The sequence below is a fragment of the Streptomyces sp. NPDC048590 genome (assembly GCF_043199535.1).
GTDB lineage: Bacteria > Actinomycetota > Actinomycetes > Streptomycetales > Streptomycetaceae > Streptomyces.
In genome coordinates this window covers 702,796-722,423 of sequence record NZ_JBICWC010000001.1, presented here as the reverse complement: position 1 = coordinate 722,423, position 19,628 = coordinate 702,796, and the positions used below count along the sequence as shown (strand labels likewise).

Here is a 19,628-nt window from a genome sequence, read left to right as displayed (position 1 = left end):
CGAGGGCCGCACCCCGTGGTGACGGGATGCGGCCCTCGGTCGTACGCGGGTGGTCCGGTCTCAGCCGGCCGACAGCTCCACCTTGATGTTGCCGCGGGTGGCGTTCGAGTACGGGCACACCTGGTGCGCCTTCTCGACGAGCGCCTGCGCGGTGGCGGCGTCGACGTTCGGGATGGAGGCGCTGATCGCGACCTCCAGGCCGAAGCCGCCGGCCTCGGTCTTGCCGATGGAGACCGACGCGGTGACCGTCGAGCCGGAGATGTCAGCCTTCTCGTTGCGGGCGACGACACCCAGGGCGCCCTGGAAGCAGGCGCTGTAGCCGGCCGCGAAGAGCTGCTCGGGGTTGGTGCCCTCGCCGCTGCCGCCCATCTCCTTCGGCGGGTTGACGACGACGTCGAGCTTGCCGTCGTCGGAGGAGACCCGGCCGTCACGGCCGTTCTCCGCGGTGGCGACGGCGGTGTAGGCGACGTCGATCTGCTGAATGGTCATACGGGTGACTCCTCCTGCTGATGCGCCGCGACTCGCGCCCACGATCGCGACGGCCTGCGCCGAGCCTAACGGGTGACCGCGCCCGGCCCGCCCGGGGCCCTGCGCGAACAGCGGTGAGGGGCGGGTCCGCGAACGGGCCCGCCCCTCACACACGGCGGAAGCTCAGGCGTCCAGAGCTCAGGCGTCCAGCGAGACGATCATCTTGCCGGTGTTCTCGCCGCGCAGCATGCCGACGAACGCGTCGTACGCGCGCTCGATGCCCTGGACCTTCGTCTCGTCGTAGCTGAGCTCACCGGAGGCGAGCCATCCGGCGACGTCCTGGACGAACTGGGGCTGGAGGTCGTTGTGGTCGCCCACGAGCACGCCCTGCAGACGCAGCCGCTTGCCGATGACGAGCGCGAGGTTGCGCGGGCCGGGGGTGGGCTCCGTGGCGTTGTACTGGGCGATCATTCCGCAGATGGTGGCGCGGCCGTGCACGTTGAGCGCGGAGATCGCGGCCTCCAGGTGCTCACCGCCGACGTTGTCGAAGTAGACGTCGATGCCGTCGGGCGCGGCTTCGGCGAGCTGCTCCCGGACGGGGCCGTTCTTGTAGTTGAAGGCGGCGTCGAAGCCGTACTTCTCGACGAGGAGCTTCACCTTCTCGTCGGACCCCGCCGAACCGATGACCCTGGAGGCGCCCTTGATGCGCGCCATCTGGCCGACCTGGCTGCCGACCGCGCCGGCCGCGCCGGAGACGAAGACCGCGTCGCCCTCCTTGAAGGAGGCGACCTCGAACAGGCCCGCGTAGGCGGTGAGCCCGGTCATTCCGAGCACGCCGAGGTAGGCGGAGAGCGGGGCGAGCGAGGCGTCGACCTTGACCGCGTGCTGGGCGGGGACGGAGGCGTACTCACGCCATCCGAGGCCGTGCAGCACGTGGTCGCCCACGGCGAAGCCCTCCGCCTCCGAGGCGATGACCTCGCCGACCGCGCCGCCCGCCATGGGCTCGTCGAGCTTGAAGGGCGGGGTGTACGACTTGACGTCGTTCATCCGGCCCCGCATGTAGGGGTCGACCGAGAAGTGGAGGTTGCGGACGAGAACGCGCCCCTCGCCCGGGGCGGTCACCGGCGCCTCGCGCAGCGCGAAATCCGTGGCCTCGGGCCAGCCGTGCGGCCTGGCGACGAGGTGCCATTCGCGGCCGGTGGTGGGAAGAGCTGCAGACATGGCTCGGGTTCTCCTCGATGTCGTGCGGTGTGGCGTCGCGGGTGGCGTGAAGCCGAAAAGCTTCAGCACATGAAACAACCATGCGTCGACATATTTCACCTTGTCAAGTAATTCGGTAGTCTGGGCGTCATGGCCACCTCGCGCACCGACCCGCTCACGCTCGACGTCATCCAGCTCATCGGCGGGGTCGTGGCGCGCTACCACGAGGAGTACGACCGGGCCGCGGCCACCCACGCCCTGACCGGCGCGCAGGCCAGGGTGCTGGGGCTGCTCTCGCTGGAACCGATGCCCATGCGCAAGGTTGCCCGGAAACTCAAGTGCGAACCGTCCAACATCACCGGAATCGTCGACCGGCTGGAACTCCGCGGCCTGGTGGAGCGCCGCCCCGATCCGGCGGACCGCCGCGTCAAGCTGGCCGCCCCCACCGACGAGGGGATACGGACGGCCCGGGAGCTCCGGGACGCCCTGGACTTCGCCCGTGAGCCGCTGGCCGAGCTGTCCGAGGCCGAGCGGACGGTACTGCGGGACCTGCTGCGCCGGATGCTCGGCGAGGACGACTCCTGACGGTCAGAAGCAGAAGATCCACCATGTGCAGGTCGGCGAGGGCGACGGGGTGGGTTCCGGATCGGCCGAAGGCCCCGGTGCCGTCGGCTCCTCACTCGGCTCCCCCGAGCCGTTCGGCCCGTCCGGAGCGCCGGTAGCGGCGGACTCCGGGGGCGCGGAGGTGGGCGCGGGCGGCGCGGCCTCCTCCGGAGCCGAGGACTGCGGGGGCGGCGCGGGCGCCGTGGTGCGGGCCGGGGCCTTCGTGGCCGACGGACGGGCCTCGGTGACCGGGACGACCGTGGGGGCCTCCACCGGTGCGGGCGGCTCGGACTCGGGGCTCGGCGGGACCGGCGGGGTGGACCGGGCCCCCACGGCCTCGCTCACGTAGTCCGCGGCCCCGCTCCCGCCCTCCGGCTCCATGGCGAGCTCCGCGAGGCTCAGCGCCCCCAGCGCCAGCACCACACCGACAGCGGTCAGCAGCAGCGCGCGGCCACGCCGCCGGTGGCCGTTCCTCCTGCGGCCACGGCTCCGCCCGGTGGTGGAGCCCCGGGTGCGGCGGCGGTGCCCCGCACCCCCTGAGACCTCCACGGTCTCGCTCCCCGACCCGGTGTCGAGCCCCGTCGATCCGACGACGGCATAGGGGACCAGCGCGTCGGCGGGGGTCCCGCAGCCGGCGCAGGCCAGCGCCCCGTTCAGGTGCCGTCGGCACGGGTGGCAGTAATCCATGGCGCCCGCAGAGTAGACGCGCGGAGAACGACACAGGAAGTCGCACAGGTGAGGATCCTGTGTGGAATCGAGGACTCCGGGGCGCGCCGCCCGATACGCGTGACACGCGGCAGGATGGGCCCCATGACCCCTCCCGCCCCGTTCGGCCCGCTCCAGTTCCAGCTCGTCCTGCTGCGCCGGATGGCAGACCACCAGCCGGACCTCGTCGAGGAGGCCCGCCATGAACTGAGCGCGTCCCTGGCCGAGATGAGGGAGGCGAACCGCCGCTGGCAGGCCATGCTGCGCGGGCCCGGCGGCCGGGGCGCGCTGCGCCGCTACCGCTCGGTCCTGGGCGAGCCCGAGTCCTCCGTACGCCGGAAGGTCGGCGACCTGGAGTGCGACGCGCTGCTGTGGCCGCTGCCGCTCTGGCCGGACCTGCGGTTCGAGGTGATGGCCGGGCCCGGCGGTGCCGTGTGGAACGAGTGGCTGGTCCGCGCCCCCGGGACGGCGGGCCCGGAACTGGGCACGGCGGCCGATCTGCTCCCGTGGTCCTGCACGGTGGACGAGGTGGCCAGGGCCTTCGCCCCGGCCCGGCCCATGGAGGGCAGCGCGCCGACCCGCTGGGGACTCACCTTCACCGACCCGGGCACCGGCCGGCCGTGCGCGGCCGAGTTCACCTGGGGCCTCTTCCAGCGCATGCTGCCGTAGCCACCCGAGATCTGTCGCGCCGTCAGCTGAGGGTCCCCCCGGTGGCTCACCCAGCGCGCGCCGCCCCGGCCACGGCGGGACGATGCCAGGAGACCGGCTGCCGCCGGTGCCCCCCGTCAGCGCCTCTCGGGAGAACCTGCCGTGACCGTCAGTCTCGAACAGTTGCGCCGTTGCCATGTCGCCGTCGATCTCGGGGCCGCGAGGACCCGTGTGTACATCAAGGGAGTGGGGCTCGTCGTCGACGAGCCGAGCGTCGCCGCGGTGAACACGCGTACCGGCTCGCTCATCGCCGTCGGCGCCCTCGCCGAGCAGATGACCGGCCGTACGCCCGGCTACATCCGGGTGGCGCGTCCGGTCTCCGGCGGGACCGTCGTGGACATCGACATGGCACAGCGCATGCTGCGCCACCTGCTGGGCGAGAAGCTCCGCCGCCAGCTGCGCCGCAAGCCCCGGCTGCGGGCCGCCGCCTGTGTCCCGCACGACGCCGACCCCCTGGCCCAGCGGGCCGCGGTCGAGACCCTCGTGGGGCTCGGCGCCCGGCGGGTGGAGCTCGTCGACACCCTGATCGCGGCGGCGGTCGGCTGCGGACTGCCGGTGGAGGAGCCGACCGCCACCATGATCATGGTCTGCGGGGCCGCCACCACCCAGATCGCCGTGCTCTCCCTGGGCTCGATCGTGACGGCCGTACGCATCCCGATCGGCGGCGAGGCCATCGACCAGGCCGTCATCCAGCACCTGCGCCAGCACCACGAACTGATGCTGCCCAGCCAGTCGGTACGCCCCCTGCAACTGGCACTCCGGGGCAACGGGCTCACGCTCAGCGGCCCCGCGGTCACCGAGATCCACGGCCGTGACGTCGCGACCGGCCTGGCCCGGTCCGTGCAGGTGGACACCGCCGCCGTACGCCAGGCCATCCACACCCCGCTCACCGCGGTGCTCGACGGGCTCGGCAAGGTACTGCGGGACTGCCCGCCCGACCTGGTCGCCGACATCGCGGACTCCGGGATCATGATGGTCGGCGGCAGCGCCCTGCTTCCGGGGCTCGACCAGATGCTGCGGGACGCGACGGGTGTGCCGGTGACCATCGCCGAGCGGCCGGACGTCTGCTCCGTACTCGGGCTCGGCGCGATGCTGGACGGCAAGGTCCAGCCCCTGGTGCTCGACCCGCTGGCCGGCTGACCCCGGCTCCCCCGGTGTCCGCGACAGGTCCCGACCTGCGCATCACCCTCCAGCACATCCTGGACACCGCCGCGGCGCTGGCCGGGGCACCGCACGGCGCACTGGCCCTCCTCCAGGGGGAGGACCGCCGGGTGGCCGACCTGTTCACCACCGGCATGACCGACGGTGAGCGACGCGCCGTCGCCCCGCTCCTGGACGGACGTACGGGCGTTCTGGGTGCCATGGTCGACGGCGGACGTGCCGTCCGGGCCGACGATCTGACGGCGGGTCCGCGCGCCGACGGGATCCCGGCAGACCTCGCGGCGCGCTCGTTCCTCGGCGCACCGGTCCTGGTGCGTACCGAGGTGCTCGGCAGCCTCTGTCTCCTGTCCGGGGAGCCGGGCGGCTTCACCGACACCGATCTGGCGCTGCTGCGGCTGCTCGCCTCGCAGGCGGCCGCCGCGATCGGCGGGGCTCACCTCTACGAAGCGGCGCGCCAGCGGGAGCAGTGGATCGAGGGCGCGTCCGCCATCACCCGGGCGCTGCTGACGGGAGCCGGCACGACGGACGCCCTGACGACCGTCGCCGAGCGGGCCAGGGTGCTCGCCGGAGCGGCGGCGGGAGTGATCCTCCAGCCCACGGCCGAGGGCGGGATGGAGATCGTCGCGGCGTCCACCCCCGACGACCCGGCCGGCCTCGTCGGTACGGCCATCGCCCCGGATGCGGCCGTCCTGGTCCAACTGCTGGGCGGTGAGGACGTGGTCATCGAGGACTCCGCGACGGACCCCCGGATGACGACCCCCGTGCGGTCCCGCTTCGGGCCCAGCATGATGCTGCCCCTGAAGAGCGGCGGCCGGCTCATCGGGACGCTCGCGCTCCCCCGCGGGCGGGGTGAGCCCCTCTACACCGAGACCGACAGGCTGCTCGCCTCCCAGTTCGCCTCCCAGGCCGCGCTGGCGCTGGTGATGGCCGACACCCAGCACTACCGGGAGCAGCTCGCGGTCTACGAGGACCGCGACCGCATCGCCCGCGACCTGCACGACCTCGTCGTCCAGCGGTTGTTCGCGACGGAGATGATGCTGGAGTCGACCCGCCGCAAGGATCCGGCGGGCGACGCCCGGACGGCCGAGCTGCTGACGAGGGCGGTCGACGAGCTGGACTCCACGATCCAGGAGGTCAGGACCGCGATCTTCGCACTGCGGCAGCCTCCCGCGGAGGCCCCCACGACCTTCCGCGGCAGGGTCCTGCGCGAGACCGGGGGCGCGGCGGCGGTGCTCGGCTTCCAGCCGTCCGTGCGGTTCACCGGTGCCGTGGACTCGCTGGTGCGGTCGTCCGTGGCCGGTGAGCTACTCGACGCGCTGCGTGCGGCGCTGGCGGCCGCACACCGGCGCCGCGGGGTCTCGGCCGTGGAGGTCGAGATCGACGCGACGGTGTCGCTGCCGGACGGGCGTACCGCCGTGCGGCTGGTGGTCGCGGACGACGGGCGCGCCGAGGACGGCTCCCGGTCCGCCACGGTCACCTGGCAGGCGCCGCTCTGAGCGCGATACGGGTGTTGGAGTGGGCGACGCCCGCGTCCTTCTTGAGCCTGCGCAGCAGGGTGTCCAGCGACCCGGGGTCCGCGGCGGTGGCGCGTACGAGGTAGTCGTGGCCGCCCGTCACATGCACCACCTCGGTGATGCCGGGCAGGGTGAGCACGGAGCGTTCGAACTCCTCGTTCGTCGTGTCCAGGCGCAGCGAGACGTCGATGAAGACGACGAGGCCCGAACGGGTGTCGGCGGCCGGGTCGACGATCACCGTGAACCCCCGGATCACCCCGTCCCGGCGCATCCGGCGCACGCGGTCGCCCGCGGCGTTGGCGCTGAGTCCCACGCGTACGCCCAGATCGCGGTACGAGATCCGGGCGTCCTCCTGGAGAATGCCGAGGATCTCTCGGTCCAACCGGTCCATAACGGTGATTGTCGCAGCCCGGCGACGGAAACGGCGGGTGAGCGGCTGCCCTCGGGACCGCGCGGACCCCGCCACGCCATGGGGCATCTGGCGTCCGGAGGGCTACCCGGATGGCCCAGCCCGTCGTGCCCCGACCGGTGCGGGGTTCTTGACTTGCGGGGTGGAGACTACCTCGCAGCACACCTCGGCCCCGGACCGGAAGCAGTCCGCCGCCGCGTACCGGAACCTGATCGTGGCGACCATCGGCTTCACGCTGACGTTCTGGGCGTGGAACCTGATCTCCCCCTTGTCCGGCGACTTCAAGGAGCGGCTCGGCCTGAGCGACTTCCAGCAGTCGCTGCTGGTGGCGGTGCCGGTCCTCGTCGGCTCCCTGGGACGCATCCCGGCGGGCGCACTGACCGACAAGTTCGGCGCCAAGCTGATGTTCCCGGCCGTCTCGGCCCTCACGATCCTGCCGGTGCTGCTGCTGATCCCGGCGAGGAACTCCTACGGGGCGATGCTCGCCGTCGGCTTCCTGCTCGGTCTCGGCGGCACGACGTTCGCCATCGGCATCCCGCTGGTCAACTCCTGGTTCCCGCCGGCGAAGCGCGGTCTGGCGCTGGGCGTCTTCGGCATGGGCATGGGCGGTGTCGCGCTGTCCGGCTACTTCACGCCCCGGATCGCCAAGCACGGCGAGACCCTGCCCTTCTGGATCGTCGCCGGCGCGCTGCTGGTCTACTCGGTGATCGCGGCTGTCATGATCACCGATCATCCCGGGCGCACCGTCCCGACGGACTCGCTCGGCCACCGCCTGGGGCAGGCCGGCCGGCTGCGGGTGACCTGGGAACTCTCCGCGCTGTACGCGATCGGCTTCGGCGGCATCGTCGCCTTCGGCGTGTACCTGCCGACGTATCTGAAGACCTGGTACGAGATGTCGCCGACCGAGGCGGGCACCAAGGCGGCGGGGTTCGCGCTGGTCACGGTGGTCTTCCGGCCGATCGGCGGCTGGCTGTCGGACCGTGTCCACCCTGCTCTGGTCACGGCGGGCGCGCTGCTGCTGGCGGCGCTGATGGCGATCCTCCAGGCCTTCGACCCGTCGCTGGACCCGGTCGGCACGATCGCGCTGCTCTGCATGGCCGCCGGTCTCGGCACCGCGAGCGGCAGTGTCTTCGCCCTCGTCTCGCAGGTGACCCCGCAGGCCAAGGTGGGCAGCGTGACGGGCATCGTGGGCGCGATGGGCGGGCTCGGCGGATTCGTGCCCCCGCTGGTGATGGGCGCGATCTACAGCGCCAAGGACTCGTACTCGATCGGGTTCATGCTCCTGTCCGACCTGGCCCTGGCGGGCGCCGTGTACTCCTACGGCCGGATGCGGAACCTCCGGCGGGACAGCTGAACCCGTCGCACGCGAGGGCAGGAGATCCGGGAGGACTCCCGCCGTGTCCGGTACGCAGCCCGGCCCCTGCCTGGCTAGCGTGGCCGCAGGACCCATCCGCCGAGTGAAGAGAGGACCGCGCCATGGCCGCAGCATCCGAGGGCACCCCCTGCTGGGCGGACGGTACGTTCGCCGACCTCGAAGGGGCGAAGCGCTTCTACGGTGAGCTCTTCGGCTGGACGTACGGCGCCTCGCAGCCCGAGTACGGCGGCTACACCCAGGCCCTTCTGGACGGCAAGGCGGTCGCCGCGCTGTCCCCGGCCATGCCCGGTCAGGACGCGCCGAACGCGTGGTGTCTGTACCTCGCGTCACCGGACGCCGCCGCCACCGCGGCGAAGATCCACGCCTGCGGGGGCGAGGTGGCGGTGGAGCCGATGCGGGTCGGGGACTTCGGGACGATGGTGCTGGCCTCCGACCCCGGGGGAACGGCGTTCGGGGTGTGGGAGGCGGGCAGCCACGAGGGCTTCGAGGAGCGCATGGCGCCCGGCGCCTACGCCTGGGCCGAGGTCTACACGCGGGAGCCGGAGCGGGCCGACGCCTTCTTCGGGGCTGTCTTCGGGTACGGGGTGAAGCAGCTGGAGGACGACGCGGTCGACTTCGCGCTCTACGACCTCGGCGCGGACCCGGTGCTCGGCAGGATGAGGATGGGGGCGGAGTTCCCCGCCCAGGTGCCGGCCCATATGAACGTGTACTTCTCCGTGGCGGACTGCGACGCGGCGGTGGAGAAGGCGACCTCGCTCGGGGCGGAGCTCAGGTTCGGCCCTATGACCATCCCGTACGGTCGGTTCGCTTCCCTGACGGATCCGCAGGGAGCGGCGTTCTCGGTGATCGACGGGACGACGACCGGGGGCGAGATCCCGAAGGTCACCGAGATCGCCTGAGTCCCCAGCCTGAGTCCCCCGCCGGGGGCCGCCCGACCGGCGGACGGGCGGCCGCGTCTACCGGAAGGCCGCGTGGCCGGTCAGGGACTGACCGGTGGGCCTGGACGGGGCGGCCGTCAGGGCTGCGGGTCGCGCGCGTCGTACCGGACGAAGCCGCGCCCGCGCAGGCCCAGCAGGCAGACCACCAGTACGCAGGCGAGGCCGCCGCCGGTCACCGCCACGGCCGGTGAGGTCAGGTCGGCGACGGAGCCCGCCAGCAGGTCCCCGAGCCTCGGTCCACCTGCCACGACCACGATGAAGACGCCCTGCAACCGGCCGCGCATGGCGTCAGGCACCGCGGCTTGGAGCATCGTGCTGCGGAAGACCATCGAGACCGAGTCCGCGCAGCCGGCGAGCGCGAGCATGATGAGTCCGGGCCAGAGCTGTCGGGTGAGCCCGAACAGTGCGATGGCGCAGCCCCAGCAGCTGACGGCGATCAGGACCGCCAGGCCGTGCCGCCGGACGCGGCCCAGCCATCCCGAGAACACGCTGCCGAGCAGGGCCCCGAGGGCGGGTGCGGCGACGAGCAGTCCGGTGGTCTTCGCGTCGCCGCCGAACCAGAGGACCGCGACCACGGGGAAGAGGGCGCGCGGCTGGGCGAGGACCATGGCGGCGAGGTCGCTGAAGAAGGTCATCCGCAGATTCGGCCTGGTGCCGAGGAAGCGCAGACCGTCCAGGACGGATGCCCGCTTCGCGTCCTTCGCGGCCCCGCGGTCGGGCAGCATCGACGGCAGACGCCACATCGCGTACAGGGAGGCCGTGAAGGTGACGGCGTCGACGGTGTAGGCCGCCTTGTAGCCCCACCAGCCGACGATGAGACCGCCGAGCATCGGCCCGGCCAGGCCGCCGGTGGTGGACGTCATGGCGTTGAGGGCGTTCGCGGCGGGCAGTTGGCCGGCCGGAAGGAGCCTGGCGATCATCGAGCTGCGGGCCGGGGAGTTCAGCGCGAAGCAGACGGCCTGGAGGGCGACGACCGCGTACAGCAGCCCGACGTGCTGGACACCCGCGAAGGTCACCGCCGCCAGGGTCAGGGAGAGGACGAACGACCCGCCGGCGCTGATCAGCCCCAGCTTGCGGCGGTCGACGGTGTCCGCGACGGCACCGCTGTAGAGGCCGAGAAGCACCAGCGGGACGAACGAGCAGAGACCTATCAGGCCGACGGAGAACGCGGACCCCGTGAGGTCGTAGACCTGGAGGGATACGGCCAGCGCCGTCATGCCCTGCCCGATCCAGGAAACTGTGTTGCCGAACCAGAGCCGCCGGTAGTCGGGGGAGATACGCAACGGGGCCAGGTCGGCGAGTATGCGCGTGCGAGGTACATCTTGTTTGGCGGTTTCGGTCACAGAGGATGGTATCGACCTCGTCGAGGAGCGGGCCGGGCGGCCGGTCGAGCCGGCCGGCGCCCTCCCCCGTCGGCCGGGCGGCGCGGCGGGCGGCCGACCCGGCGGCAGCGTTCGTCCCGGCTCCCGGAGACCAGACCGGAAGGTCGCGTTCCTGGCCGCGCGGGGGGTCATTCGCGCCACTCGCCGGCCCGCCTCCGTAACGCACCCGTAAAAGAACTGTGAAGCAACTATTGACAGGTGCTCATCACCAGGCCACCTTGGGAGCGCTCCCACAACAAGACTTGCACGCACCATCCCCCAGCACCACCCTCACCCCGACACAGGGTGACGGGAACGGCATTGCGGGCTCGGTGCCGCGCTCACCACGCGGCTCCGCTCTGCCCGGAAGAGGAAGGCGTCCGTCATGTACTTGGTCAAACGCCGCTCGGGCGGGCGGCTCGCAGGACCCAGCGCCCTGCTGGTCGGCGCCCTCGCGCTCGGCACCACCCTGCTAAGCGGACCGGCCGTCGCGGCGTCACCGGAGGCGACGCTGCACGAACTGGCTTCCGCGCAGGGCAGGTACTTCGGCTCCGCCACCGACAACTCCGAACTGACCGACACCGCCTACACGGCCGTCCTCGGCTCGGAGTTCGGGCAGATCACCCCGGGCAACTCGATGAAGTGGGACACCACCGAGCCGGTCCAGGGGCAGTTCAAGTTCGCCAAGGGCGACGTCATCACCGACTTCGGCCGGCAGCACGGCCAGAGCGTGCGCGGCCACACCCTCGTCTGGCACAGCCAGCTGCCCAGCTGGGTAGGAGCGCTCCCACCGGAGCAGGTCGAGCCCGCCATGGTCAACCACATCACCGAGGTGGCCACGCACTACCGCGGCGCGGTGACGGCCTGGGACGTGGTGAACGAGCCCTTCAACGAGGACGGCACCTACCGCACGAGCCCGTTCCACACCGCCATGGGCAGCGACTACATCGCCACCGCGCTGCGCGCCGCCCACGCGGCGGACCCCGAGGCGAAGCTCTACCTCAACGACTACAACATCGAGGGGCTCGGCGCGAAGAGCGACGCCATGTACGCCCTGGTCACCGAACTCCTCGCGGAGGGCGTGCCGCTCGACGGCGTCGGGATGCAGGCGCACCTGGCCGTGCAGTACGGCTTCCCGTACGAGATGCGGGCGAACATGCAGCGCTTCGCGGACCTCGGCCTGGACGTGGCCGTCACCGAGCTCGACGTACGCATGCAACTGCCCGCGGACGCGACGAAGCTGGCCACTCAGTCCAGCTACTACCAGCGTGTGGTGGAGGCATGCCTCGCGGTGGAGCGCTGCGTCGGTGTCACCGTGTGGGACTGGACCGACAAGTACTCCTGGGTGCCGAGCACGTTCCCCGGCCAGGGAGCGGCCAACCTGTACGACGAGAACCTCCTCCCCAAGCCCGCCCTCGCCGCCGTACGCACGGCGCTCGGCGCCGAGGACGACGACGACGGCGAAGGCGAAGGTGACGGTGCGACGCTCAAGGCGCGGTACCGCACCAACGACTCCGCGACCGGGGACAACCAGATCAAGCCGGGCCTCCAACTCGTGAACACGGGCTCCACCGCGGTCAGCCTTCAGGACGTGACGGTGCGGTACTGGTTCACCGGCGAGAACGGGGCTTCCACGTACAGCACTTGGTGCGACTGGTCCCCCCTCGGCTGCTCCACGGTCACCTCCCGGGTCGCCGCGTGGAACCCCGCCGCGGCCGGCGCCGACCACTACCTGGAGGTGGGCTTCCGCAGCGGCAGCCTGGCCCCGGGCGCATCCACCGGTGAGATCCAGCTGCGCCTCAACAAGACGGACTGGTCGAGGTTCGACGAGTCGGACGACTACAGCCACTCCGGCGCCACCTCCTACGCCGACGCGGCGAAGGTCGCGGTGTACGTCGGCGGCGAGCTGATCTGGGGCATCGAGCCCTGACCGACGGGCCGGACGGACCCGGCCCCACCCACTTCCGATGGCGGGTCACCATACCCCGCCGGACCCGCCATCGGGAGCACCACCCGGCACCGGACAGAGCCTCCCCTGCCCGGCCGGCAGCACCACCCCCCGACCCGTCTGCGGGCATTCACCGCAGGCGTACCGAAGAATGACGGAGCCGCAGATGAGAAGCAGAAGCAGCACCTTGCGTGGGCTGCGTGGAAGAGTGGCCGCCCTGTCCGCCCTCGCCATGGGCGCGGCGCTGGCAGTCGCCGTTCCCGCACCCGCCTCGGCAGCAGCCACCGCGCGCGTCGACAACCCCTACGTGGGTTCGACCGCCTATGTGAACCCCGACTGGTCCGCCAAGGCGGCTGCCGAGCCGGGCGGCAGCGCGATCGCGGACGAGCCGTCCTTCGTCTGGATGGACCGGATCGCCGCCATCGAGGGCTCCGCGACGGCCATGAGCCTGCGCGAGCACCTCGACACCGCGCTGGACCAGGGCGCCAACCTGTTCCAGGTCGTCATCTACGACCTGCCGGGCCGTGACTGTGCTGCACTCGCCTCCAACGGTGAGCTCGGCCCCACCGAGATCGACCGCTACAAGAACGAGTACATCGATCCGATCGCGGACATCCTCGCCGACCCCGCGTACGCCTCACTGCGGATCGTCACCATCATCGAGCCCGACTCGCTGCCCAACCTCGTCACCAACGCGGGTGGTACGGCCGGCTCGACGCCCGAGTGCGCCGTGATGAAGGCGAACGGCAACTACGAGAAGGGTGTCGGGTACGCCCTGCACACCCTGGGCGCGATTCCCAACGTCTACAACTACATCGACGCGGCCCACCACGGCTGGCTCGGCTGGGACTCCAACTTCACGCCCGCCGCGCAGATGTTCAAGAAGGCGGCCACGTCGGAGGGCGCGACGGTGAACGACGTCGCGGGCTTCATCGTGAACACGGCCAACTACTCGGCTCTCAAGGAGCCGAACTTCAAGGTCACCGACAGCGTGAACGGCACCACCGTGCGCCAGTCGAAGTGGGTCGACTGGAACTACTACGTCGATGAGCTGACCTTCGCCCAGGGCCTGCGCAACGAACTGGTCAGCCAGGGCTTCAACTCGAACATCGGCATGCTGATCGACACGGCCCGCAACGGCTGGGGCGGCGACGACCGGCCGGCCGGCCCCGGCCCGACGACCAGCGTCGACGCCTTCGTCAACGGCGGCCGTGTGGACCGCCGTATCCACGCCGGCAACTGGTGCAACCAGAGCGGTGCCGGTATCGGTGAGCGCCCGACCATCGCTCCGGAGACCGGGATCGACGCCTACGTGTGGGCCAAGCCCCCGGGGGAGTCGGACGGCAGCAGCCAGGCCATCGACAACGACGAGGGCAAGGGCTTCGACCGGATGTGCGACCCCACGTACACCGGTAACGGCCGCAACGGCAACAGCATGAGCGGCGCGCTGCCCAACTCCCCTGTCGCCGGGCACTGGTTCTCCGCACAGTTCCGTGAGCTCCTCGCCAACGCCTACCCGCCCATCAACGGCGGCGGCGACCCGGGCGGCGACGACGACACCACCGCTCCGAGCGTGCCGGCCGGTCTGAAGGTCACCGCCAAGAGCAGCGGCAGCGTCTCGCTCTCCTGGACCGCCTCCACCGACGACACCGCGGTGACCGGGTACGACGTCTACCGCGGCTCCACCAAGGTCGGTTCGACCACCGCGACGACGTACACCGACTCGGGCCTGAGCGCCTCGACCGCGTACAGCTACACCGTCCGGGCGAAGGACGCCGCGGGCAACGTCTCGGCGGCCTCGGCCGCGGTCTCCGCGACCACCGAGGCCGGCGGCGGCACGGGTACGGGCTCCCTGAAGGTCCAGTACAAGTCCACCGACACCTCTCTCACCGACAACTCGATCCGGATGTCGCTGCAGCTCGTGAACACCGGCAGCAGCGCCGTGGACCTCTCCACGGTCAAGCTCCGCTACTGGTTCACCCCGGACTCCACCGTCTCCTCCTTCGGCACCTTCTGCGACTGGGCGATGGTCGGCTGCGGCACCGTCACCCAGTCCGTGAAGTCCGGCGGTTCGGCCGCCGGGGCCAGCCACTACCTGGAGGTCGGCTTCAGCAGCGGCAGCCTCGCGGCGGGCGCGGCGACCGGCGACATCCAGCTGCGGCTGCACAAGGGCGACTGGTCCAACTTCTCCGAGGCGGACGACTACAGCCGCTCCACCGGCACCAGCTTCACCGACGCTCCGAAGATCGGCGTCTACCAGGCCGGCACCCTCTCCTGGGGCACCGCTCCCTGACCGGCATGACCTGATCGGCCGATGACCACGACCCGGCCCCGCCACCCCTGTGGCGGGGCCGGGTCTCGTCGTGTGGTGGGGCGGGACCTGTCGCGTGGCGTCCGGTCGACGAGACGACTCCGGTCCGGGATCCTCGGCCGTGTCCCTCGTCGAGGCCGAGGTGGATCGGCCGTCTGTCCCCCACCACCCCGCGCGGATCAGGCGGGGCAGCGGCGACCGCGACGCGAGGGAGCCACGCGGCTGCCGCGGTGGGGAAGCCTGGACCTGACGGCGGGTGCAGACCGGAGGTGCTCCTCGCGACTGAAGACGTGAAGCCGGAAGAGCCTCGTCGAACAGCCACGTGGGCCGCGCTGTTCGGCGCCCACACTGCCGCCGGGTCGCCACGGTGTGCATGCGCCGGTGCACGCCCATGGAGGGACCTCCGCTGATCCGGGTGTCCAGGAGTCGCCCGCACGCGACGGCGCCGGCCCCCGTACGGGAGCCGGCGCCGCTTCAGGACGGTGTTACGGGGTGACGCAGCCGATCGAGCCGACCGGCAGGTTGTTCCCGGTGGAGGTGGCGGTGAAGCCGAAGGTGGTGGTGCCGTCCGGTGGGATGACCCGGTTGTAGTCGACGTTCCTGACCGTGACCGCGCCGTCCGAGCCGGTGGTGAGGGTGCCGCTCCAGGTCTGGTTGATCTTGGTGCCGGCTCCCGGCTGCCAGCGCACCGCCCATCCGTCGCGCGCGGTGGTGTTGTGGTTCATGACCTGCACGGAGGCCTGGAAGCCGCCGCTCCACTGACTCTCCACCTTGTAGGTGGCCATGCACCCGGTGTGCGGGTCGTCCGTCGGCGTGGGGGTGGGGGTCGGCGTCGGGTCGGTCGGGGTGGGAGTCGGTGTGGGAGTGGGGGTCGGGTCGGTCGGTGTCGGGGTGGGCGTCGGGGTGGTGCCCGAGCCACGGATGCCGGTGACCTCGCCCTTTCCGCCGTCGAAGACGATGTCGGAGCAGGAGAAGAAGTTCTCCTGGCTGTCCGAGCGCACCCACTGGATGAACATGACGGCGTCACCGGAGCGGCCCGAGGGCAGCGTCAGGTCCCAGTAGTAGTGGCCCGCGTCGGTCCCCACCGAGCCGGACTGCGGCGGGTTGGTGACCGTCTTGACGAGCTCCAGGTCGCCCCAGCCGAGCGGCTGGGTGGGTGAGTAGCCGGGCTTGGAGATGTACACCCTGAAGTCACCAGGGTGAGCAGCCCAGTTGCTGTGTTTCACGGTGATCGCGGAACCCGATGTGAGGTGGGTGCGCGGCCAGTCGCCGCGGGCGGCGTTGTATCCGGTGAAGTTGTACGGGGATCGGTCGCCCGCGCTGCACAGCTTGCCGTCGGGGACGTAACCCACGTTACGTCCACCGGCGTTGGAGTCGAGCACGGCGAACCAGTTGTAGAGCGAGTTGGCGCCGCTCTCCGCGAGTGCCGCCTTGCAGGCCGCGTTGGTCGGGTCGAGGGATCCGGTGCTGGTCTTGGCGTCCAGGTAGCAGAGGTAGGTGCGCGACCCGGGCGTCATCGTCACACCGTGCGCCTGCGCGGTGTTCTGGCCGATCAGCGCCAGGCCGATCCCGCTGAGCAGGGTGGCCAGCACCGCGATTAAGGACAGGGGGCGTCTCTTGCTTCGCATCATGGGTCTCCGGTTTCGGATGCGGTTCGGTTCTGTCTCTCGACAGTCATCGGGCCCGCGTGACCGGTGCGGTCAGGCGGGAGGGTGTACCGGCGGGGGAAGGAGCCGTGGTGCACCTCCGGGCCCGTCACGCCCGGAGGGGCGGACGGGCCCCGAGGCGGGACCGGCACGGGCGCCGGCCCCGGGGGAAGCGGCCGGGCACGCCGGCCGTACGGGGACCGGCGGAGGGACTCAGCCGACGGAGCAGGCGGTGCCGTTGAGGGTGAAACCGGCGGGCCTGGCGAAGGTGCCCCCGTAGGAGCCCTGGAATCCGAAGGTCTGGGTCCCGCCGGCCGTGATGCGTGCGTTGTGCGCGACCGGACCCGCGGTCACGGCACCGGAGGTCCCGGACAGGGTCGTGCCCCAGGCGTTGGTGATCCGCTGGCCGGACGGAAGGGTGAAGCCGAGCTTCCATCCGTCGAGGGTGCTCGTTCCGGCGTTCTTCACCGTCACATCGGCGGTGAAGCCGTCCTGCCAGACGTTGGTGGCGTACCTGACCTGGCATCCTGCCGCCGGGCCACCCGGTTCGGCGGGGCCCTCGGGGCTCGTTCCTCCGGTGTTCACCGTCGAGGAGAAGGAGTTCACCGACAGTCCGGCACCGTTCTGCCAGGGCTCGAAACCGGCCTGGACGCTGGTCAGATACCAGTCGTTCCCGGCCATGCCCCTGGCCACCGTCTGGTCGACGAAGTCCATGACGTCGAAGCTCCAGCTCGCGATGGCCGACGGGGCGAGGAAGGAGATCACGTCGTTGGCACCGTTGCTGCCGGTCCACACCTCCCAGGTCCGCCCGCCGACGGTCGCCGTGCCGACGGGGGAACCGATGGGCTGCACCGACCCCACACGGTTGAACCAGATCATGATCTCGGTGCGGTTGACGCCGTCGGTACGCGGCGTCGGGTCGAGCCAGATGTCGTACGACGCGTTGTACGCGGCACCGCTCACGAAGCCGTAGGAGATGCTGCTGGGCGCGGAGGAGATGCCGCTGACGCGCGCGGGCAGCGCGGTGCCCGGCGAGCAGTTCGTGTAGTGGCAGCCGTTGAAGACCGAGGGATACGACTTGGGTGCGCCGTTGGTCGGGACCGACCCGTCGGCCTGGGTGACCCGGAAGCCGGAGTCGGTGGCGGTGACGCACTGGGTGGCGCTGGTGCCCCAGCGGTTGTTCTGGACGACGTAACGCCCCTGGATCACGGTCGAACCGTAGGGTTCGCAGATCGTGGTGTCGGCCTGGGCGGGCGCGGTGGCGGCGAGGAGCGCCGCGACGGTGGCCAGGGCGGTGAGCAGTGCGCCCACGAGGGCGCGGGTGGGGCGGAAGCGGTGCGGTGACGAGCGCATGCGGGGCCTCTCTCCGAGGGAACCGGATCCGACGGGCCGTGAGGTGCCGTTTCGGGAGCGCTCCCTCCCCCACCGATGGGAGCGCTCCCACCTCACCGGTTCCCGCGACTGTAGGGTTCGGCAATGCGCATGACAACACTCTGAACAAGGATCCGTCGAAGAGATTCGAAAGGCGCAGGTCGGCGAAGCGCGCGATTCACCCGCGCACCACCGGGACGAGCCGGCGGGAGCGCTCCCCCGCACCCGGCGGAGCGGCCCGGCCGCCGCGCCGCGGTCGACAGCACCGGATCCGAAGCGTCCGGCCCCGCCCCGCGCGCGCCCGGCCATGGATGGACCGCGCGCGGGGGAGTCGGCCGGAAGGCCCGCCAGGGCAGAGGGCTCCCCACACCGCTCCGGCCGTCGGGAGCTCCGGCAGGCCCCACGACCACCCGTCAGGAGTGCGTGAAGACTGCGGGCGCGAGCACCGGCGCGCGGCAGGACCGCCCTACGGTTGCCTCATGCGCCGACCTGACGGGCGGATGCCCGCCGACCGCGTCATGCGCCGCCGCTCACTGACGCTCGGTGGCGGGGCCGTCCTCCTCGGTGCCCCTGGAGCGGCCATCGGCAGCATGTGGCTCCTCGGTGCGGGCGTCTGGCTGCTCATCGCGGCCTTCCTCCTGGAGCTCGTGTACCGCCCCTGAGGCCTCGTCGGCTGCCTGTGACTCCGGCTCACAGCATCCGCACCGACTGGTTACGGTCCCGGCCGCGCTCCACGATGAGCCGGGGCGCCGTGCGGCGCGCGGGAGGAGGCTTCGCGGTATGGGCCGTGTCGTGACCGGGTCCGATCCGGTGCTGCGCTACCGGGGAGCCGTCTCCCTGCAGCACGGTCCGCACGGGACAGCCCCCTGGCGGCTGCCCCACGAGGAGGCGCGGCTGCATCTGCCCGAGGGCGGGATCGGGCGGGCCGCGATGCCCGCCGGTGTCCGGGTGGCCTTGCGGACCGACAGCCGGGCCCTGACGTGCCACTACCGGGCGGACCCCGCGCCGCGGCTGAACGGCCCCCAGGAGCAGCCGTTCCTGGACGTGGTCCTCGACGGCCTGCGCACCCGCTCCGTGCTGCTGCGGGCGGACGGCGGTGACGCCTCCTTCGAGGTGGAACTGCCGGGCCGGGCCGCGCTGGTCGAGCTGTGGCTGCCGACGTACCACCAGTTCCGGCTGCGTTCCCTGGTGGTCGACGAGGGGGCGGCGGTCACCCGCGACGACCGGCGCCGGCCGCGCTGGGTCCACTACGGAAGCTCCATATCCCAGGGAAGGGGGGCGAGTTCACCGAGCCGCGCCTGGCCCGCACTCGTCGCGGAGCGGGCCTCGCTCGACCTGACCTCGGTCGCCCTCGGCGCGGCCTGCTGCCTCCAGCCGATGACCGCGCGGCTGATGCGGGACCTCCCCGCCGATCTCCTGACCGCCTGCGTCGGTATCAACATCCAGGCACTGGGCAGTCATGGCCCGGACGCCCTCACCGCCGCACTCGTCGGGTTCGTACGCACCGTGCGCGACGGACATCCCGACACCCCCTTCGCCGTGATGTCGACGATCATCGCGCCGGACCGCGAGGACGTTCCCGGCCCCTCGGGTCTGACCGTCAGGGAATGCCGCGAACGGATCCGCGCGGCAGTCGAGTTGCTCCGCGCGCACGGTGATCCGAACGTCCACTGCGTCGACGGCCTGGAGGTCTTCGGGCCGGACCAGGCCCACCTGCTGCTGGAGCCCGAGGGGATGGACCGGCTGCACCCCGGCCCCGAGGGGCACCCGGTGTTCGCGGAGCGGTTCCTGGCGGCGCTGCGGCGCAGCCTGTGTGTGCCAGTACCAGCATGAACCGGGAACTGGTTGCCCTCGCGGCGTGACGCGACGATCGCCTGGTCGGTCCCCCGTACCTCCGAGAGGAACCCCCC

The 19,628-nt window shown here is 71.7% G+C and carries 17 protein-coding genes; 10 read left to right on the top strand and 7 right to left on the bottom strand.

Annotated features, from left to right (window positions below):
* Nucleotides 1–60 precede the first annotated feature (60 nt).
* Both ACGFNN_RS03030 and ACGFNN_RS03025 read right to left on the bottom strand, forming a co-directional pair.
* Nucleotides 61–489, bottom strand: a complete 429-nt coding sequence (locus ACGFNN_RS03030) for an organic hydroperoxide resistance protein (protein WP_362544272.1) — start codon at nucleotides 487–489, stop codon at nucleotides 61–63.
* Nucleotides 490–666: 177 nt separating this feature from the next.
* A complete protein-coding gene (locus tag ACGFNN_RS03025) occupies nucleotides 667–1,689 on the bottom strand; it encodes an NADP-dependent oxidoreductase (protein ID WP_393552244.1) in 1,023 nt (340 codons plus the stop codon).
* Between the two features lie 129 nt (nucleotides 1,690–1,818).
* Here ACGFNN_RS03025 and ACGFNN_RS03020 point away from each other — a divergent pair, with 129 nt between their 5' ends.
* On the top strand, nucleotides 1,819–2,253 hold the full coding sequence (locus ACGFNN_RS03020; protein ID WP_393552242.1) for a MarR family winged helix-turn-helix transcriptional regulator: 435 nt from the start codon (nucleotides 1,819–1,821) through the stop codon (nucleotides 2,251–2,253).
* Nucleotides 2,254–2,256: 3 nt separating this feature from the next.
* Here the strand turns inward: ACGFNN_RS03020 and ACGFNN_RS03015 are convergent, their stop codons facing one another.
* Nucleotides 2,257–2,958 (bottom strand): hypothetical protein, encoded by a 702-nt coding sequence (locus ACGFNN_RS03015; protein WP_393552240.1) that lies wholly within the window; start codon nucleotides 2,956–2,958, stop codon nucleotides 2,257–2,259.
* Between the two features lie 123 nt (nucleotides 2,959–3,081).
* Here ACGFNN_RS03015 and ACGFNN_RS03010 point away from each other — a divergent pair, with 123 nt between their 5' ends.
* The 3 genes from ACGFNN_RS03010 (at nucleotide 3,082) to ACGFNN_RS03000 (ending at nucleotide 6,341) form a co-directional block, all read left to right on the top strand.
* Nucleotides 3,082–3,645 carry a hypothetical protein gene (locus tag ACGFNN_RS03010; RefSeq protein ID WP_393552237.1) on the top strand — a complete coding sequence of 188 codons (564 nt, stop codon included), beginning with the start codon at nucleotides 3,082–3,084 and terminating at the stop codon, nucleotides 3,643–3,645.
* Between the two features lie 141 nt (nucleotides 3,646–3,786).
* Nucleotides 3,787–4,824 (top strand): rod shape-determining protein, encoded by a 1,038-nt coding sequence (locus ACGFNN_RS03005; protein ID WP_362544290.1) that lies wholly within the window; start codon nucleotides 3,787–3,789, stop codon nucleotides 4,822–4,824.
* Between the two features lie 14 nt (nucleotides 4,825–4,838).
* Nucleotides 4,839–6,341: a GAF domain-containing protein gene (locus ACGFNN_RS03000; protein WP_393552234.1), complete on the top strand. Its 1,503-nt coding sequence runs from the start codon at nucleotides 4,839–4,841 to the stop codon at nucleotides 6,339–6,341.
* On the opposite strand, the gene ACGFNN_RS02995 is transcribed toward ACGFNN_RS03000, so the two are convergent.
* Complete coding sequence (locus ACGFNN_RS02995) at nucleotides 6,319–6,750, bottom strand: Lrp/AsnC family transcriptional regulator (RefSeq protein WP_014156425.1); 432 nt, start codon at nucleotides 6,748–6,750, stop codon at nucleotides 6,319–6,321. The two genes, ACGFNN_RS03000 and ACGFNN_RS02995, sit on opposite strands and share 23 nt — an antisense overlap.
* Before the next feature lie 160 nt (nucleotides 6,751–6,910).
* Here ACGFNN_RS02995 and ACGFNN_RS02990 point away from each other — a divergent pair, with 160 nt between their 5' ends.
* Together ACGFNN_RS02990 and ACGFNN_RS02985 are read left to right on the top strand one after the other, a co-directional pair.
* Nucleotides 6,911–8,122: a nitrate/nitrite transporter gene (locus ACGFNN_RS02990; RefSeq protein WP_393552231.1), complete on the top strand. Its 1,212-nt coding sequence runs from the start codon at nucleotides 6,911–6,913 to the stop codon at nucleotides 8,120–8,122.
* 122 nt (nucleotides 8,123–8,244) lie between these two features.
* Nucleotides 8,245–9,042, top strand: a complete 798-nt coding sequence (locus tag ACGFNN_RS02985; RefSeq protein ID WP_393552228.1) for a VOC family protein — start codon at nucleotides 8,245–8,247, stop codon at nucleotides 9,040–9,042.
* 116 nt (nucleotides 9,043–9,158) lie between these two features.
* On the opposite strand, the gene ACGFNN_RS02980 is transcribed toward ACGFNN_RS02985, so the two are convergent.
* The gene (locus ACGFNN_RS02980) at nucleotides 9,159–10,424 is read right to left on the bottom strand and encodes an MFS transporter (protein WP_393552225.1); all 1,266 of its coding nucleotides are present in this window, start codon (nucleotides 10,422–10,424) and stop codon (nucleotides 9,159–9,161) included.
* A gap of 403 nt (nucleotides 10,425–10,827) precedes the next feature.
* Between ACGFNN_RS02980 and ACGFNN_RS02975 the strand changes: the two genes are divergently transcribed.
* Nucleotides 10,828–12,372, top strand: coding sequence for an endo-1,4-beta-xylanase (locus ACGFNN_RS02975; RefSeq protein ID WP_393552222.1), 1,545 nt, complete (start codon nucleotides 10,828–10,830; stop codon nucleotides 12,370–12,372).
* 184 nt (nucleotides 12,373–12,556) lie between these two features.
* The gene (locus ACGFNN_RS02970; RefSeq protein ID WP_393552219.1) at nucleotides 12,557–14,683 is read left to right on the top strand and encodes a glycoside hydrolase family 6 protein; all 2,127 of its coding nucleotides are present in this window, start codon (nucleotides 12,557–12,559) and stop codon (nucleotides 14,681–14,683) included.
* A 503-nt stretch (nucleotides 14,684–15,186) separates the two neighbouring features.
* Here ACGFNN_RS02970 and ACGFNN_RS02965 read toward each other — a convergent pair.
* Together ACGFNN_RS02965 and ACGFNN_RS02960 are read right to left on the bottom strand one after the other, a co-directional pair.
* Nucleotides 15,187–16,332 (bottom strand): lytic polysaccharide monooxygenase, encoded by a 1,146-nt coding sequence (locus ACGFNN_RS02965; RefSeq protein WP_393552216.1) that lies wholly within the window; start codon nucleotides 16,330–16,332, stop codon nucleotides 15,187–15,189.
* A 228-nt stretch (nucleotides 16,333–16,560) separates the two neighbouring features.
* Nucleotides 16,561–17,700 carry a cellulose binding domain-containing protein gene (locus ACGFNN_RS02960; RefSeq protein WP_393552213.1) on the bottom strand — a complete coding sequence of 380 codons (1,140 nt, stop codon included), beginning with the start codon at nucleotides 17,698–17,700 and terminating at the stop codon, nucleotides 16,561–16,563.
* Nucleotides 17,701–18,197: 497 nt separating this feature from the next.
* Between ACGFNN_RS02960 and ACGFNN_RS02955 the strand changes: the two genes are divergently transcribed.
* Together ACGFNN_RS02955 and ACGFNN_RS02950 are read left to right on the top strand one after the other, a co-directional pair.
* Nucleotides 18,198–18,380, top strand: a complete 183-nt coding sequence (locus tag ACGFNN_RS02955; RefSeq protein WP_393552210.1) for a hypothetical protein — start codon at nucleotides 18,198–18,200, stop codon at nucleotides 18,378–18,380.
* A 118-nt stretch (nucleotides 18,381–18,498) separates the two neighbouring features.
* The gene (locus tag ACGFNN_RS02950; protein WP_393552207.1) at nucleotides 18,499–19,551 is read left to right on the top strand and encodes a GDSL-type esterase/lipase family protein; all 1,053 of its coding nucleotides are present in this window, start codon (nucleotides 18,499–18,501) and stop codon (nucleotides 19,549–19,551) included.
* Nucleotides 19,552–19,628: the final 77 nt, after the last annotated feature.

Bases quoted from the DNA above. Each gene is read 5' to 3' on its own strand.
- ACGFNN_RS02995 (WP_014156425.1), bottom strand. From the start codon at position 6,750: ATGGACCGGTTGGACCGAGAGATCCTCGGCATTCTCCAGGAGGACGCC.
- ACGFNN_RS02975 (WP_393552222.1), top strand. From the start codon at position 10,828: ATGTACTTGGTCAAACGCCGCTCGGGCGGGCGGCTCGCAGGACCCAGC.
- ACGFNN_RS03010 (WP_393552237.1), top strand. From the start codon at position 3,082: ATGACCCCTCCCGCCCCGTTCGGCCCGCTCCAGTTCCAGCTCGTCCTG.
- ACGFNN_RS03015 (WP_393552240.1), bottom strand. From the start codon at position 2,958: ATGGATTACTGCCACCCGTGCCGACGGCACCTGAACGGGGCGCTGGCC.
- ACGFNN_RS02950 (WP_393552207.1), top strand. From the start codon at position 18,499: ATGGGCCGTGTCGTGACCGGGTCCGATCCGGTGCTGCGCTACCGGGGA.
- ACGFNN_RS03030 (WP_362544272.1), bottom strand. From the start codon at position 489: ATGACCATTCAGCAGATCGACGTCGCCTACACCGCCGTCGCCACCGCG.
- ACGFNN_RS03020 (WP_393552242.1), top strand. From the start codon at position 1,819: ATGGCCACCTCGCGCACCGACCCGCTCACGCTCGACGTCATCCAGCTC.
- ACGFNN_RS02985 (WP_393552228.1), top strand. From the start codon at position 8,245: ATGGCCGCAGCATCCGAGGGCACCCCCTGCTGGGCGGACGGTACGTTC.
- ACGFNN_RS02970 (WP_393552219.1), top strand. From the start codon at position 12,557: ATGAGAAGCAGAAGCAGCACCTTGCGTGGGCTGCGTGGAAGAGTGGCC.
- ACGFNN_RS02960 (WP_393552213.1), bottom strand. From the start codon at position 17,700: ATGCGCTCGTCACCGCACCGCTTCCGCCCCACCCGCGCCCTCGTGGGC.
- ACGFNN_RS03025 (WP_393552244.1), bottom strand. From the start codon at position 1,689: ATGTCTGCAGCTCTTCCCACCACCGGCCGCGAATGGCACCTCGTCGCC.
- ACGFNN_RS02965 (WP_393552216.1), bottom strand. From the start codon at position 16,332: ATGATGCGAAGCAAGAGACGCCCCCTGTCCTTAATCGCGGTGCTGGCC.
- ACGFNN_RS02955 (WP_393552210.1), top strand. From the start codon at position 18,198: ATGCGCCGACCTGACGGGCGGATGCCCGCCGACCGCGTCATGCGCCGC.